Genomic DNA, 13390 nt, shown 5'->3' on the forward strand with positions numbered 1-13390 from the left:
TATCGCGTTCAATCATCACCGCAACGCCTTCTGCTTCCTGACACCTAAGCCACTGTTAATACGAATTCTGATCTATCCAAGGAATCAGCTGAATGGGCGATCTCAAAGCCAACCGTCTTATCATCTACCTGATCTGGGGTGTAATCGCCCTCTTATCAGGCATTGTCATCGCCATTTACGGTTACTCCGTTTACTCGGAGCGCACACGTTTCGAACAGTACCTGCATCAGTTTGAACAAGATATTGTCTCCCAGCAGAAAATTCGCATTCAGCGTGAGACAGAAAATGCAGCTCTGCGCGTGGAGAACACCTATATCTCCGCGAAAGAGCGGCTTAAAGAACGATCCCGTGTAGAGGTTGATAAGGCGATCGCGCAGATACGCCACTTGCATGAAACCTATAGCGATCAGATGAGCGAACCGGAGCTTAAAGCGTTTATTCGTGAGAGCCTACGCCCGATCCGTTTCTTCGAAGGCCGTGGCTATCTGTTTATCGACGAATTCGACGGCACCGCTGTACTGCAACCTGCGGCCCCTCAGTTTGAAGGCAACTCCTACCTGGAGGATGAACAATCCAACAGTTACAGCATCATGATGAAGATTCTGGATGCGGCCAACTCACTGGAGCGCAGCGGTTTCATCGAATACGAGTGGAACCTACCCGATGACCAGCAGCGCACCTACACCAAGATCAGCTACATAGCGGTGTACGAGCCGTTGAACTGGATTATTGGCACCGGCGATTACGTTCACACCTTCCGCAAAAGCATTGAGACCGAAATCCAGAGGGAGATCGACGCCATCCGTTTTGGCCGCGACGGCTATATTGCAATCGTAAGCGGCGACGGAACCATCCTTAAAAGCGCCAGTGCCCGTCACCTTGAAGGCGTACATTACGACAACATGCCAGCAGTGAATGGCGAAGCGATCCGAACGATTGCCAACGCAGCGGCCGAGGGTCCTCAGTTCATTACCTATAACTGGTTCAGGCCAGACAGCAACAGCATTGAAGAGAAACTGTCGTACGTAAAACCGCTGCCATTTAACGACTGGGTGCTGGTAGCGGGTGTATACCGCAATACTCTCAGCGAGCTCACCAACGAGAAGCGGCTGGAGCTGGATAATCAGCTGAGCAGCAGTTTGATGAATCTTGCTATCGCCTTCCTGATCATTGGCGGATTAAGTACCACCTCCACCTATCTCTTTACCAGTTGGCTGAGCAAACGCTTTAACGCAACCCATGCGATGATGAAGAAACGCCAGCAATTGCTGAAGCGCCGCACCGAGCTGCTGGAGCTTAATGAGCGTATTGTTGAAAGCGCGTCCGAAGGGATCATTGTTACCGACAAACACGCGCAGATTATCCACGTGAACCGGGCATTTACCGAGATTACGGGCTACACCCGTGATGAGATGCTGGGCAGTACCCCGTCTAAACTCGCATCCAAAGTACATGAGAAAAAATTCTACGCCCAGCTATGGCAGAATCTGATCGAGTGCGGACACTGGGAAGGTGAGATCATCAATCGGCGTAAAGATGGCTCGATGTATCCGCAGTGGCTGTCGATCAACACGTTTTATGACCGAAACGGAGACGTGCTCAATTACATTGCCACCTGCCGAGACATCACGGAACAGAAAGCTGATCAGGCCAAGCTGAGCTACCTGTCGGATTACGACCCTCTCACCGACCTGCCTAACAAAAGGGTGATACTTGAGCGTCTGAACCAATCGCTGGCACGGATAGAGCGCCACGACGGTGAACAGACAGCGTTGCTGTTTGTCGATCTGGACCATTTCAAGCGCATCAACGACTCCCTTGGTCATGAATGCGGTGATCGGGTGATTATCGAGATCGCCCAGCGCATCAAAAGCTCTGTCCGTGAGGTGGATACGCTGGGTCGCATCTCTGGCGACGAGTTCGTCATTGTGCTGGAGCCGACATATAAATCTTCGATGGTGGCCACCCAGATCGCGTTCCGAATAATCGAAGCGATCTCCCAGCAGATCAGTCTGCCCGAAGCGGATGTACTGCTCACTGCCAGCATCGGTATCGCCATCGCACCACAAGACGGCGTGAGCAGCGAAGAACTGATGAAACATGCCGACATCGCCCTGCACCATGCGAAGAAATGCGGCCGAAACAACTTCCAGTTTTTCACCGGCGAGATGAACGAAAACGTTGTCCAGCGGATGCAGCTTGAGAACCAGCTCAACGTCGCGATCAGCAACCACGAGTTCGAGCTGTATTACCAACCTCAGCACCGCGCATCTGACCTGCGTATGGCGAGTGTTGAGGCACTGATCCGCTGGCAACATCAGGACGGCACTCTGGTCTCCCCTGCCCAGTTTATTCCGGTTTCGGAAGAGACCGGTCAGATCATTGAGATCGGGAAATGGGTGCTGGATGAAGCCTGTCGTCAGGCCGCATTATGGGTATCAAAAGGCATAATGTTGCCCGTATCGATCAATGTCTCCCCGGTGCAGATTAAGTCGAAATCATTTATCACCGATGTAAAACGCGCCCTGGCGCGTTACAACCTGAGTCCTCACTTGATTGTCCTTGAGGTGACTGAAACCGCCTTGATCGGCGATGAAGAACACGTAATCGAAAACCTGAATGCGATCTCTGCATTGGGTGTACCGATCTCACTGGACGACTTCGGAACAGGTTATTCAAGTCTATCGCTGCTGAAAAAGATGCCTGTCTCTGAAGTGAAGATCGACCGCAGTTTTGTAAACGGCCTACCGATCGATACAGAGGATGCCAGCATCATCTCTTCAATTATCTCTGTTGCCCAAAACATGAATCTAGATGTCGTTGCAGAGGGTGTCGAAAATGAAGAACAGATGGCGTTTCTGACCGTGCTGGACTGCGATAAGGTGCAGGGGTACTACTTCTCCCCGGCTGTGCCTGCCGATCAGCTGGAAGCGCTGTACCACGAGCCGCAACCAGAACCGGTATCCTGACGCCCAGTGCAGCTTAACCAATATCCAGAGGGGCAATCCCTCTGGATGCACCGCCTCACAGAAGCATCCCACCTCTAAATCGAAGATCCCGATGGCTGCCTCTTAGATCTTCGTTTGTCGCCAGCTCTACCCAAAGCGCAAACTCTCCGCATCAAACAATCACCGCACACAACAAGAACAAACAGGAGCCATCATGATTGAGTTGATCCCAGACGCAGGCATCAGCCAACAACGCCTTGATGCGATGTACACCTACCGGCTTGAGCGTATCCGCGCCGTGATGGCCGAACACAACATCTCGCTGAGTATTCTGACCAGCCCGGTCAACCTGCGTTATGCGGTCAATTTCGATGAATACCTGATGTTCCAGTCACACATTCCCACGGCGCACCTATTCATTCCACTTGAAGGCCCTGTAACCCTGTTCGGTGCAAGCCAGCGTCATCACGCCAATGTGGATAGCTACCAAGGCTCCCGTTTCGCAACGCCTTTTGATGGCGGACTGGATCTATCGCGACAATCCCAGCGCATCGTTGAAGATATCGAGCGCTTTATTCGCGACCACCGGCTCCACAACGCTGGCAGCCGAATCGCGTTGGAGCGTTTTTCCCCTCTGATCAGCCAGCAGTTGGTCAGCAAGGGTTACCGCCTGACCGATGGCGAAGCCCTGATCGAACAAGCAAAGTTGATCAAACACCCCACTGAAATTGACTGCATTCGCCACTCAATCGCGGTTGCGGAGTACGGCATTCATAAAATGCACACCGCCCTGCAGCCGGGAATCACCGAAAACCAGCTCTGGTCGGTGATCCATCAAGTGAATATTGCCCACGGCGGGGACTGGATCGAAGGCAAGATGCTCGCCTCAGGTCAGCGCACTAACCCTTGGCTACAGGAAGCAACTTCGAAGGTCATCGAAGCCGGTGATATGGTGGCGTTTGATACCGATATGATCGGTCCGCAGGGGTATCTGGCAGATATCTCCCGCTCATGGATCTGTGGCGGTGGTCGCGGTACACAAGATCAGCGAGATGCTTATCAGCATGCTTACGATGAGATTCACCACAACATGAAACTGATCCGTCCCGGCGTAAGCTTTGCTGAATTGTCTGAAATAGCCTTTGCACGGAAGGAAGAATATCGGGAGCAACGTTATGTGTGTGCCTTCCACGGTGCAGGCATGTCCGATGAACATCCAAAGATCTACTACGGCGAAGACTGGCACGGCAACGGCTACGATGGCGTGCTTGAAGAGAACATGGTGATCTGTGTAGAAAGCTATTCCGGCGTCAAAGGTGGCCGGGATGGGGTGAAACTGGAAGAGATGGTCCGGGTTACTGCAAACGGGTACGAGAAACTCTCTACGTACCCGTTTGAACAGGATCTTTTGAACTAGATAGGCGCTTACTTAGGATCTAAAAAAAGCGCAGCACGTTCTCCTTCTCTGAATGGCTCGGGGCAGGTTCCAAATAATCGGTTTCCAACATAGTGACGGAAATCCACGAGGATCTGCTCCAGACTCACCAGCTTGCCGCCCTCTCCTTTCTGCGAGTGCATGCCACGTTGTACCCGCTCGCAGATCTCTTTGTCCTCTGCCAGGAAAGCATGGGTGAACTGGAACTCGGGTGAGTCAAAGTTCTTCACCGGCTGTTGCGATAGGCCCCCTGGAATCACTTCGCAATGCTCGGCATCCGTTGGCAGAATCTGAATCCAGTGCATCCCCTCATAGTCGATGACGGCAATGAGTGATGGAGGTAGGAACAGCAGCACGTATTGGCTGTACGCCTCCGGATGACTGCCCGTTAGCCACTTGGTCAGCGTGCTGCGCTCGTCTTTGATCGCCCCGCCCGTCAAGGTCCACTCCGAGCTGCCTGCGACGTAATAGGCCTGCTTGGTGGGTGTCATGGTTTCCAGTGTTTCCTTGTGCACCTTGAACAGATGGTAGCTCTCGATCCCGTTCTCAACGGCCAGCTTCCAGTTAGCGTTCCAGTACTCAGCCTCCAAGTGGTAGGCATGCTGAAAGCGGTCCAGCTCAAACACTTCCAGATATGCATCCAGGCCTTCAATACGTTCGCTAAACGGCTGCGGCTCATCGGCCAGGTTTACAAAAACCAGCCCTTTCCACACTGCCACTGCGTATTGCGGCAAACAGTGATCATCTTTTTCGATTGCCACCTCTCCGGCAAACGGTGCTCCTCGGAATGAGCCCTTATCATCGAAGGTCCAGGCGTGATATGGGCAGACAATGTTCTTGCCTGCATTGCCAAAACCCAGATCCAACAGCGGCGTACCACGATGGCGGCAGTTATTCGACAACGCCCTGAGTTCGCCGTCTTTACCCCGGATGATAACTACCTGCTCCCGCACGATCTCAAGGGCAAAGTAATCCCCTGCATCAGCAAGCTTTGCTTCAGCACATGCAAACACCCAATCGTTGTGAAACAGCGACTCAGCCTCCGGTGCAAAAACGGACCTATCGTGGTACAGGGCGAAAGGCAGACAACGCGCCTCTCCAATTGGTGTCGCTACGGCATCTTTATAGGCAGTCATCAGAGATTGGCTCACAGAGTTTCCCCTTTTCTGTTTGTACCCAGTATGGCGACTGAGCAGTGCTTTTAAAGTGATCTTATTAAATTGTCATATTTGACAATAAATCCAATCCTAGAATAAACTGCCATCATTGACAATTTATTCTGAGGTTCACAAATGGGACGCCCAAGCAAAAAAGAGGAACGCACAGAGGAGATCCTCAATGCGTTTTACCGCTGCGTGGCTCGCTTTGGTCTTGAGGGCAGCACGCTGGAGCGTATTGCTGAAGAATCAGGACTGAAACGCAGCCTCGTCCGACACTTTGTGGGTAATCGGGAAGAACTGACCGGCCTCCTGGTTGATCGGGTACTGCAACAATCCGATGAGCAGTGGAGCGCGTTTATGGCGATGCTACCCGCACAGAACGGATCTCATTTTTTGTTGGACGGATTATTCAGCGATCAGCATAGCGACCCGGAATTTGTCATGGTAATCGAATCCCTGATCTTCGCTGCAGGTCGCGATGACGATATGCGCAAACGGATGCAGGTCTGGATGCAAAGTTTCACCAACGATGTCGCCGTCATTCTGCAGAAGGATTACCCCGACGCTACAACTGAAAGCATCGCTGCCGTTTCGTATGGTCTGATCTCCCTCTACTTCAACCTGGATTCTCTCGCCCCGCTTGGCATGAACCAGCAATATCGCCAACCGGCCCGCACGGCAGCGGAATACCTGCTGCAAACTCTGGAATCTGCATCTTCTGGCAAAGGAGCTTAACCCATGCCCTGGACATACTATTTAGGATTTTTCCTGCTGCTTTGGGTGGTGTACGACCTGTTTAGCGGCAAAGTGTGGTTACACCGCGAATTCGAACGCAGCAGCGAACCGTTCGCGTACTGGAGCACGATGCTGCTCTGGCTTGCGATAGCTATCTCATGTTTCTGCTGGGAGATCTAAGCAGATGAGCTTACCAAAACGAAACGGCCTGATTCGTGTGGTGTACGGCCTGAGCATGATCGGCATGTTTGTTTTTCTGGGTAACGAAGCGGTGTCTTACGCCAGTGAGCCACCAGCCCCAGCTAAAGCAAAGGCAGCAGAACCCGTAGCACGCTCTGTGGCACCTGAAACAACAGCCCCTAATACCCTGCCAATCAAGCAGAACAAACTACTCAAGGTGCAGGGCATAAGCACCGTTCTTAACCTGGATGGTGATGTGGAAGCACAGATCAACCAACACTGGCTGGCCTTTGCTGAATCGAAGTTGGCGAACTCGCTTCCGCAATCCCGCGAGGTATACGCCGTCTACAGCGATTACGACAACAAACGTAACTCCGTGAGTCTCACCTTGGGGTTTGCCAAACAAGGCTCGGTAGTAGGTACCGTGACTGCCACCATCGACACCGGCCTCTATCTGCCGGTATCAGGGAAAACGGTGCTCGAGTCATGGCAAAAGCCGGATCTGTCGGCCCAATCCCTGCGCTACGAAACCGATTACGAACGCTGGGTATTGGACAAGAACTACCAACCGGTGCGTGTTACCGCTCATCTGGGTTTGCGATAAGGGAAGGAAACGATGAACGAATCTCTCTGGCTTGAATACATCGAGTTTATGTCATTCAGCATCTACGACTGGGTACTTGTATTCGCGTTCCTATTCCTGGGTCTGGAGTTGTTAAACGAGGTATTCACCCGGCGCTTCAGCGGTGAGCGTTTCCTGGAAACGCTATCCAGTATGCTTACCCAGGTGCCGTATTACTTTACGGAGTTCGTGATTTTTGGTGGTGCAGTGTATCTCTACTTCACCGTGTACGAATTCATTCCATGGAAGCAGCCGGTCAACGGGTATACCGCTCTGTTAGTGCTCATGCTCGCTGACCTGACGTACTACATCGAACACTACGCGATCCACCGCATCCGTCTGTTCTGGCTGGCACACTCGGTCCACCACAGCTCTGGCGTCTACAACACCGCGACGGCGTTCCGATTCAGCCTGTTTGATCCGGTTGTGTCGGTACTGTTTCACCTGCCACTGGTCCTAATGGCTTTAACCCGATCCTGATCTTTGCCGCTGAGGTACTGGTTCAGGCATATCAGTTTTGGATTCACAACGAGATGATCGGCAAGCTCGGTCCATTGGAATGGATATTCAATACACCATCACATCACCGTGTACACCACGGTTCAGACAAGAAATACATCGATAAAAACTTCGGCGGGATTCTGATCATCTGGGACCGCATCTTCGGAACTTTCCAGAAAGAGGAAGAACTACCCAACTACGGTCTGACTACACCGATGACCAGCAAGAATCCGATCACGGTGCAGTTCTATGAATTCCCACGGTTGTACAAGGATCTGCTGAAAGCACGCAGCATGTCTGAATTTGCAGGCTATCTATTCAAACCACCGGGTTGGCAGCCCAAGAACAGATCGACAGCTCCTTAAGCGGCAAGATAAACCAACGCCCCGGAAAATCCGGGGCGTTTCCGTTTATACCCACGCTTTATACCGGCGTTGGCTCTTCACCGTCACCCGCACGGAATCGACGACGCGTTCCGTCTCGCTGCAAATTCAGAAAGTCTTTTTCCATCGTGTCAGCGATTTCATTCAGCCGCTGACCTTTGCAACGTATGCCCAAACCGCCCTCTTCCACCAGCCCTTCGATACGTGCCATCCCGGCCTGCTTTTTGACCACCTGATGAGGTTGGAAAAAATCCAGATCTCGCGGGGTGATCTCGTCGCCGGTTTCGATAAAGCCCTCTTCCACTGCTGCGCTCAGCAGAGTATTGCCTTTGCTGGAGCGGACAATGACCGCATTGCTACCCGGATCATCCTTTTCAGTGGCAGAGTCCACCTGGCAATCTGGCCAGCTGTCTGCAGCGGCGATATCTGCACCTTCACCGATACCGTTCGGGCAGATCTTGCAACGGAACGGGATCGACCAGCTGCTTTCACCCTCTCCCCAGAAATCGTTGTAGCTGCGGAAGAACACTTCACCATTGTGGTTTTCCATTTCGACCGGCCCCGGACAACCGTTACCCCGATAGCGGATACGCGCCAGATCTTTACGCGGCACACCCGCCTGTTCGAGAAAGCCGTTAAAGCTATCCGGTGTCAGATAACCACCACACACAATCGCCAGCTTGTAACGCACCAGTTCGTCTACACGGGGATCAATACGTGCGTAGTTGTTGAGAGCGGATACATCACAAGGCTTGCCGATAAAAGCAAAAGGTTGGCCACGATCAAGCAGACTACCAATATCCAGCAGCGGCGCGGCAGGTCCGTAACGGGAGCCGGAGGCTTCAATCACATCGGCATCAGTGAAACTCAGGTGACGTTCACCAAAGGCAGGTTCTGAGTCGGAGGCTTTAACGTGCAGGATAAAATCGACTTCGCCGCTGGCGACCAGATACTGCGCTAGTCCGGTCATCACACCACCGGTGGATGCTTTAAAACGAACATTAGGCTGTGCGGCCCAAGCCATCACATTGCGGACATTGCGTCCCCAGATCAGATCGTCTGAAACCTGATCGTCTTGCGGAAATTCCTGGCTGACATTGATTCCCGGACACACCGCATAGATTGAATCGACCGTTTCGTCGTCCAGATCCCCAACCACAACCGGACGCTTGTATCCGGTTGGCTGCGTACGTATCTGGATGGAATCTTCACCAGCCACGGACTGGCACAGGCCACAACCGGTACACATCCCCTCTTCAACAATCCGGTAAAGCCGGTCTTTGGCAGCGTTTCGGCATCGGTCTAACATCGTTTACACCTCACAGCAGAACATCTGAATCCATTGTTATTGTGGTTCCAGTGTCTGCCTCCTGGAGCAATTGACCAAACCAACTTTTCGCAGGCGGGGATCAGATTTTTCGATCCGACTACCCCGCCTGTTATGGACTGAATTACAGCGCTGCCAGAATCGCTTCGGCAGCAGTTTTTTCCAGGCCTTTCTCATCCACAGCCAGCGTTTTCACAACACCGTTTTCCACCACCATCGCAAATCGCTTGGAGCGCAGCCCCATATGGAAGTTATGGAAATCAGCTTCCAAACCTAACGCTGTCGCAAACTCACCGTTACCGTCTGCAACCATCAGGATCTGGTCCGCATTGCTTGCCTTACCCCAGGCATCCATTACGAAGGCATCGTTCACTGCCATACAGACAATCCGGTCAACGCCTTTGGCCAGGATCTCATCGGCCTTAACGACGTAGCCCGGCAGATGTGCGGCTGAACAGGTTGGGGTAAACGCCCCTGGCACCGCAAACAAAACTATTTTCTGATCAGAAAATAGTACGGTGGTACTCACATTTTCCGGTCCCTTTTCACCCATGGTCTGGACCGTTACTTCAGGAATGGAATCACCCACTTGAATCATGTTCGTTACCCTCTTTGTATGATCGTGCACCTATGGATAATCTGACTACCTTAATAGATGCATCTCAGTTCCTTGTAACCCGTGTTTGCCGATTGGCCACATTTGCACGTCTTTCTAACGCCCGTTTTGGCCCTGCATAATCACATAAAGCCCACTCCCGGTGATGATTGCCGAACCTATTAGCGTCGGCAGATCAGGGATCTCAGCAAACAACAGCACACCAAATACTGTAGCAAAGACCAGCAGACTGTAGTTGAAAGGTTGTAAAACTGAGGCTGGCGCATACTCCAGCGCTTTAACCAGTAACAGGTGCCCGAATATGCCCGTAACTGACAATACCGCCATCATCAGCCACTCATCTAGAGAGGGCTCACGCCATTCAGGAATGCCAAACAGCGTGGCGGAAATGCAGCCCACCAGCGCCATATACAGCATATTGGTATTGAAGCTATCCCCCGCAGCACTGACAAAACGGGTGATCAGGTTGTAGAAGGCAAAACACACCGCGGCGGACAAGGCGATGAAAGCCTCAGGTTTGAACACCTCCAGACCAGGCCGCAAGATAATCAAGGTTCCGGCGAATCCTGCAGCCACCGCCATCCAACGACGCAACCCAACCTTTTCACCCAACATGGGAGACGCCAGCGCTATCGCAATCAGCGGGAATACGGCAAGTAACGCATGGGCTTCGGCCAAACCAAGGTAACGCAATGACAGGTTAAAAATGGCAATTTCTGCCACGGATAGCAGAGAGCGTGCTATCTGCAGACCTGGTTTCTGGGTATACAACGCACGACGCACACCACCACGCCAGGCCACCCAACCAACGGCAAACAGTGCAAACACCCAATAGCGCACCATCACGAACTGGGCGACCGCCATATCCTGCACCAGCACTTTGGTGATGGAATCCTGCACCGCAAAGATAAACATCGATCCCAGGCAAAGGCTGATACCGAGCGTATGGGTTTGCTTTGCGACCGCCTGATTCTGACTGTTCATCCAGCCACTCCTTCCTGATAAGTAGCGTAGGTTGGCCTTCGCAACGCGAAGCCCAACGCTAACGGAAAACTCTAGGTCGATCTGTTGGGCATCACTCCGTGATGGCCAACCTACCAACCGGGTGTGACTGTTCATGCCACCACGTCCTGTAAAGAAAAAAGGCCCCTGAGCTGGGGCCAAAACTTAAGACACCACGTCTTAAATACCATGGAGTAGTTCTCCCAAAAGGCACTGGGCTTTTTAGGAAATCACTACAAAGCCAACGCTAGTCGGATCAAAACCTTTACTCAAACTAATAGTTTTTAGAAAGATCTTAAAAAATATTTATACCCAAATCTCCATACGCCTCACCACTTACACGATCGCCCGAAGGCCTTATTACACGGGCGCTTCAGAGCCACCAAAAAAACCGATACCCCCCTCCAATTTTTTCCGTTTTACAGCTTTTCACTGAAGTTCGATATTGAAAGCCAGTTGGTTTACACAGTGAGGGTTTCGACATGACTGGTTGGTCTCTGTTGATGTTGGGCATCGTGTTTGAAGTGGCGGGCACCTTTTGCCTGAAGCTATCTAACGGCTTCAGCAACATCACTGCATCAGTGCTCTGTTTCGCATTCTTTGCAGTCGCACTCAGCCTGATCACCCTCAGTGCGAAAACCCTCGACGTAAGCATCGTATACGCGGTGTGGTCGGGTGTTGGCATCGTGCTGATCACTCTATTGGGCGTGCTGTTCTTTCAGGAAGCCATCAGCCCTGGCCGCATCGGTTTTATCGTCCTGATCCTTGTTGGTGTGCTGGGTCTGCACCACGAAAGCAATCCTGAGCAACCGGAGACTGAGCATGTCCATACTTCTCAACAATAACGGCTACGACAACCAGACATGGTACGAACAGCTCACCATGCTGCTGCCGCAGAAAACCGTTTACCGGTATGACCAGCTCAGCTCTGTAGATGTGGTGGCAGAAGAGATCGAATACGCGGTGATCTGGAACCACCCTGCGGGAGACCTGCAGTGTTACCCCAACCTGAAAGGCATCCTGCTGCTGGGTGCAGGTACCGAACATATCGATCAGGACCCAACCGTGCCCGATCTGCCGATCGTGCGGCTGGTTGATCCTGAAGTATTGAAAGACATGGCGCTCTACACCCTCTACTGGGTGATGAACCTGCATCGCCAATACGACACCTACCGCGAGCAGCAGAGCCAGCGCGTCTGGCAACGTCACGACATCTGCGCACCCCAGGATTACAACGTTACTGTGCTGGGTTTGGGTGCCGTGGGCAAAGAAGTAGCGAAACGTCTGCAGCTGAACGGCTTCAACGTGTCTGGCTGGGATCGCTTTGAACAACAGCTGGATGGGGTGACCTGTTACGCAGGCCCTGATCAATTGGGTACCTCTCTGCAGGCAACCGATGTGCTGGTGAACTGCCTGCCAGTCACCCCCGACACCATCGGTTTTATCGACAGCACACTGCTGAGCCAACTGCCGCAATCCGCCGCACTGATCAACATCAGCCGTGGCGATGTCATTCGCGACGTCGATCTGCTGGCGGCATTGGACCGTGGCCATCTGAGTCATGCAGTTCTGGACGCCTTCAGCATTGAACCGCTACCCGAGTATTCCCGTTTCTGGCGTCACCCCAACGTGACTGTAACGCCACACATGTCGGGCGCGACCTACGCCCGCTCGGCGGCGCGACTGATCGCAGACAACATCTTACGCATCGAAAACGGTGAGGAACCGTTTCCGCTGCATCAACACCCTGCCCGGATCGCTGCCTCGGCATAAGCGAACCAATCCGGACATCATAAAAACAATAGAGAGATGAAAAGATGACAACCACACAAGAGCTAACACTGGAACAGCAGCAGGAACAGGTTCGTATCGATCTGGCAGCGATGTTCCGCCTGACCCATCTGTTTGGCTGGGATGACACCATCTGGAACCACATCACCGCACGTGTACCGGGTTCCGATCACCACTTCTACATGCACCGCTTCGGTCTGAACTACGAAGAGGTCACCGCTTCCAACCTGATCAAGGTGGACGAGGAAGGCAACGTGCTGGAAGGCCCAAGTGATGTGAACACCGCCGGTTTCATCATCCACGGCGCAATCCACCTGAGCGACAGCCACCGCAACAATAAGTTTGTATTCCACGCGCACCCGAAATCCTGCACCGCCGCGACAGCATTCAAAGAGCTGCCGTTCCTGGTACAGGACTCCTCCATGCTGTACGGCAAGGTTGGTTTCCACGATTGGGAAGGTCTGTCTGTAGATCCTGAAGAGCGTTTCCGTATCGCTGAAAACATGGGTGAAAACAGCTGCCTGATCATGCGCAACCACGGCTTCCTAACTGTGGGTGAAACCGCCGGTGAGTGCTTCATGAACATGTACTACCTGATCCGTACCTGTGAAGTGGCATTGCAGGCGACCGCGTCCGGCTACGAGTTGGATCACGGCGATCCGGCACTGTGGGAACTGGCTGCCAAGCAGT

General features: G+C 52.7%; 14 protein-coding genes. 10 read left to right on the forward strand and 4 right to left on the reverse strand.

Annotated elements, in window-relative coordinates:
- The first annotated feature begins 92 nt into the window (after positions 1 to 92).
- Entirely contained in the window at positions 93 to 2969 is a 2877-nt protein-coding gene (locus ACEQ15_RS12415) for an EAL domain-containing protein (RefSeq protein WP_370279510.1), read from the forward strand.
- Positions 2970 to 3162: 193 nt separating this feature from the next.
- Positions 3163 to 4365: a M24 family metallopeptidase gene (locus ACEQ15_RS12420; RefSeq protein WP_370279511.1), complete on the forward strand. Its 1203-nt coding sequence runs from the start codon at positions 3163 to 3165 to the stop codon at positions 4363 to 4365.
- 8 nt (positions 4366 to 4373) lie between these two features.
- On the opposite strand, the gene ACEQ15_RS12425 is transcribed toward ACEQ15_RS12420, so the two are convergent.
- Positions 4374 to 5534 (reverse strand): aromatic ring-hydroxylating dioxygenase subunit alpha, encoded by a 1161-nt coding sequence (locus ACEQ15_RS12425; RefSeq protein ID WP_370279512.1) that lies wholly within the window; start codon positions 5532 to 5534, stop codon positions 4374 to 4376.
- A gap of 141 nt (positions 5535 to 5675) precedes the next feature.
- Between ACEQ15_RS12425 and ACEQ15_RS12430 the strand changes: the two genes are divergently transcribed.
- The 5 genes from ACEQ15_RS12430 to ACEQ15_RS12450 are packed head-to-tail and all read left to right on the forward strand — an operon-like array spanning position 5676 to position 7946.
- Positions 5676 to 6278, forward strand: coding sequence for a TetR/AcrR family transcriptional regulator (locus tag ACEQ15_RS12430; RefSeq protein WP_370279513.1), 603 nt, complete (start codon positions 5676 to 5678; stop codon positions 6276 to 6278).
- Positions 6279 to 6281: 3 nt separating this feature from the next.
- Complete coding sequence (locus tag ACEQ15_RS12435; protein ID WP_370279514.1) at positions 6282 to 6458, forward strand: hypothetical protein; 177 nt, start codon at positions 6282 to 6284, stop codon at positions 6456 to 6458.
- A gap of 4 nt (positions 6459 to 6462) precedes the next feature.
- Positions 6463 to 7062, forward strand: coding sequence for a hypothetical protein (locus ACEQ15_RS12440; protein WP_370279515.1), 600 nt, complete (start codon positions 6463 to 6465; stop codon positions 7060 to 7062).
- A 12-nt stretch (positions 7063 to 7074) separates the two neighbouring features.
- On the forward strand, positions 7075 to 7560 hold the full coding sequence (locus ACEQ15_RS12445) for a sterol desaturase family protein (RefSeq protein WP_370279516.1): 486 nt from the start codon (positions 7075 to 7077) through the stop codon (positions 7558 to 7560).
- Positions 7561 to 7613: 53 nt separating this feature from the next.
- Positions 7614 to 7946, forward strand: a complete 333-nt coding sequence (locus ACEQ15_RS12450) for a sterol desaturase family protein (protein ID WP_370279517.1) — start codon at positions 7614 to 7616, stop codon at positions 7944 to 7946.
- A 58-nt stretch (positions 7947 to 8004) separates the two neighbouring features.
- On the opposite strand, the gene ACEQ15_RS12455 is transcribed toward ACEQ15_RS12450, so the two are convergent.
- From ACEQ15_RS12455 to ACEQ15_RS12465, 3 genes are all read right to left on the reverse strand, one after another.
- Positions 8005 to 9273 carry a Coenzyme F420 hydrogenase/dehydrogenase, beta subunit C-terminal domain gene (locus ACEQ15_RS12455; RefSeq protein WP_370279518.1) on the reverse strand — a complete coding sequence of 423 codons (1269 nt, stop codon included), beginning with the start codon at positions 9271 to 9273 and terminating at the stop codon, positions 8005 to 8007.
- Positions 9274 to 9415: 142 nt separating this feature from the next.
- Complete coding sequence (locus ACEQ15_RS12460; RefSeq protein ID WP_370279519.1) at positions 9416 to 9889, reverse strand: peroxiredoxin; 474 nt, start codon at positions 9887 to 9889, stop codon at positions 9416 to 9418.
- A 114-nt stretch (positions 9890 to 10003) separates the two neighbouring features.
- Positions 10004 to 10891 carry a DMT family transporter gene (locus ACEQ15_RS12465; protein ID WP_370299071.1) on the reverse strand — a complete coding sequence of 296 codons (888 nt, stop codon included), beginning with the start codon at positions 10889 to 10891 and terminating at the stop codon, positions 10004 to 10006.
- Positions 10892 to 11391: 500 nt separating this feature from the next.
- Between ACEQ15_RS12465 and ACEQ15_RS12470 the strand changes: the two genes are divergently transcribed.
- From ACEQ15_RS12470 to ACEQ15_RS12480, 3 genes are all read left to right on the forward strand, one after another.
- Positions 11392 to 11754: a multidrug efflux SMR transporter gene (locus ACEQ15_RS12470; protein WP_370279521.1), complete on the forward strand. Its 363-nt coding sequence runs from the start codon at positions 11392 to 11394 to the stop codon at positions 11752 to 11754.
- Positions 11732 to 12682 (forward strand): 2-hydroxyacid dehydrogenase, encoded by a 951-nt coding sequence (locus ACEQ15_RS12475; RefSeq protein ID WP_370279522.1) that lies wholly within the window; start codon positions 11732 to 11734, stop codon positions 12680 to 12682. Before ACEQ15_RS12470 ends, ACEQ15_RS12475 begins: the two co-directional genes overlap by 23 nt.
- Positions 12683 to 12726: 44 nt before the next feature.
- Positions 12727 to 13390: class II aldolase/adducin family protein (locus ACEQ15_RS12480; protein WP_370279523.1), on the forward strand; the 664-nt coding region annotated here is incomplete at its 3' end.

Source organism: Pontibacterium sp., from assembly GCF_964228735.1.
Lineage (GTDB): Bacteria > Pseudomonadota > Gammaproteobacteria > Pseudomonadales > Balneatricaceae > Pontibacterium.

Bases quoted from the DNA above. Each gene is read 5' to 3' on its own strand.
- ACEQ15_RS12415 (WP_370279510.1), top strand. From the start codon at position 93: ATGGGCGATCTCAAAGCCAACCGTCTTATCATCTACCTGATCTGGGGT.
- ACEQ15_RS12420 (WP_370279511.1), top strand. From the start codon at position 3,163: ATGATTGAGTTGATCCCAGACGCAGGCATCAGCCAACAACGCCTTGAT.
- ACEQ15_RS12430 (WP_370279513.1), top strand. From the start codon at position 5,676: ATGGGACGCCCAAGCAAAAAAGAGGAACGCACAGAGGAGATCCTCAAT.
- ACEQ15_RS12435 (WP_370279514.1), top strand. From the start codon at position 6,282: ATGCCCTGGACATACTATTTAGGATTTTTCCTGCTGCTTTGGGTGGTG.
- ACEQ15_RS12440 (WP_370279515.1), top strand. From the start codon at position 6,463: ATGAGCTTACCAAAACGAAACGGCCTGATTCGTGTGGTGTACGGCCTG.
- ACEQ15_RS12445 (WP_370279516.1), top strand. From the start codon at position 7,075: ATGAACGAATCTCTCTGGCTTGAATACATCGAGTTTATGTCATTCAGC.
- ACEQ15_RS12450 (WP_370279517.1), top strand. From the start codon at position 7,614: ATGATCGGCAAGCTCGGTCCATTGGAATGGATATTCAATACACCATCA.
- ACEQ15_RS12455 (WP_370279518.1), bottom strand. From the start codon at position 9,273: ATGTTAGACCGATGCCGAAACGCTGCCAAAGACCGGCTTTACCGGATT.
- ACEQ15_RS12460 (WP_370279519.1), bottom strand. From the start codon at position 9,889: ATGATTCAAGTGGGTGATTCCATTCCTGAAGTAACGGTCCAGACCATG.
- ACEQ15_RS12465 (WP_370299071.1), bottom strand. From the start codon at position 10,891: ATGAACAGTCAGAATCAGGCGGTCGCAAAGCAAACCCATACGCTCGGT.
- ACEQ15_RS12470 (WP_370279521.1), top strand. From the start codon at position 11,392: ATGACTGGTTGGTCTCTGTTGATGTTGGGCATCGTGTTTGAAGTGGCG.
- ACEQ15_RS12475 (WP_370279522.1), top strand. From the start codon at position 11,732: ATGTCCATACTTCTCAACAATAACGGCTACGACAACCAGACATGGTAC.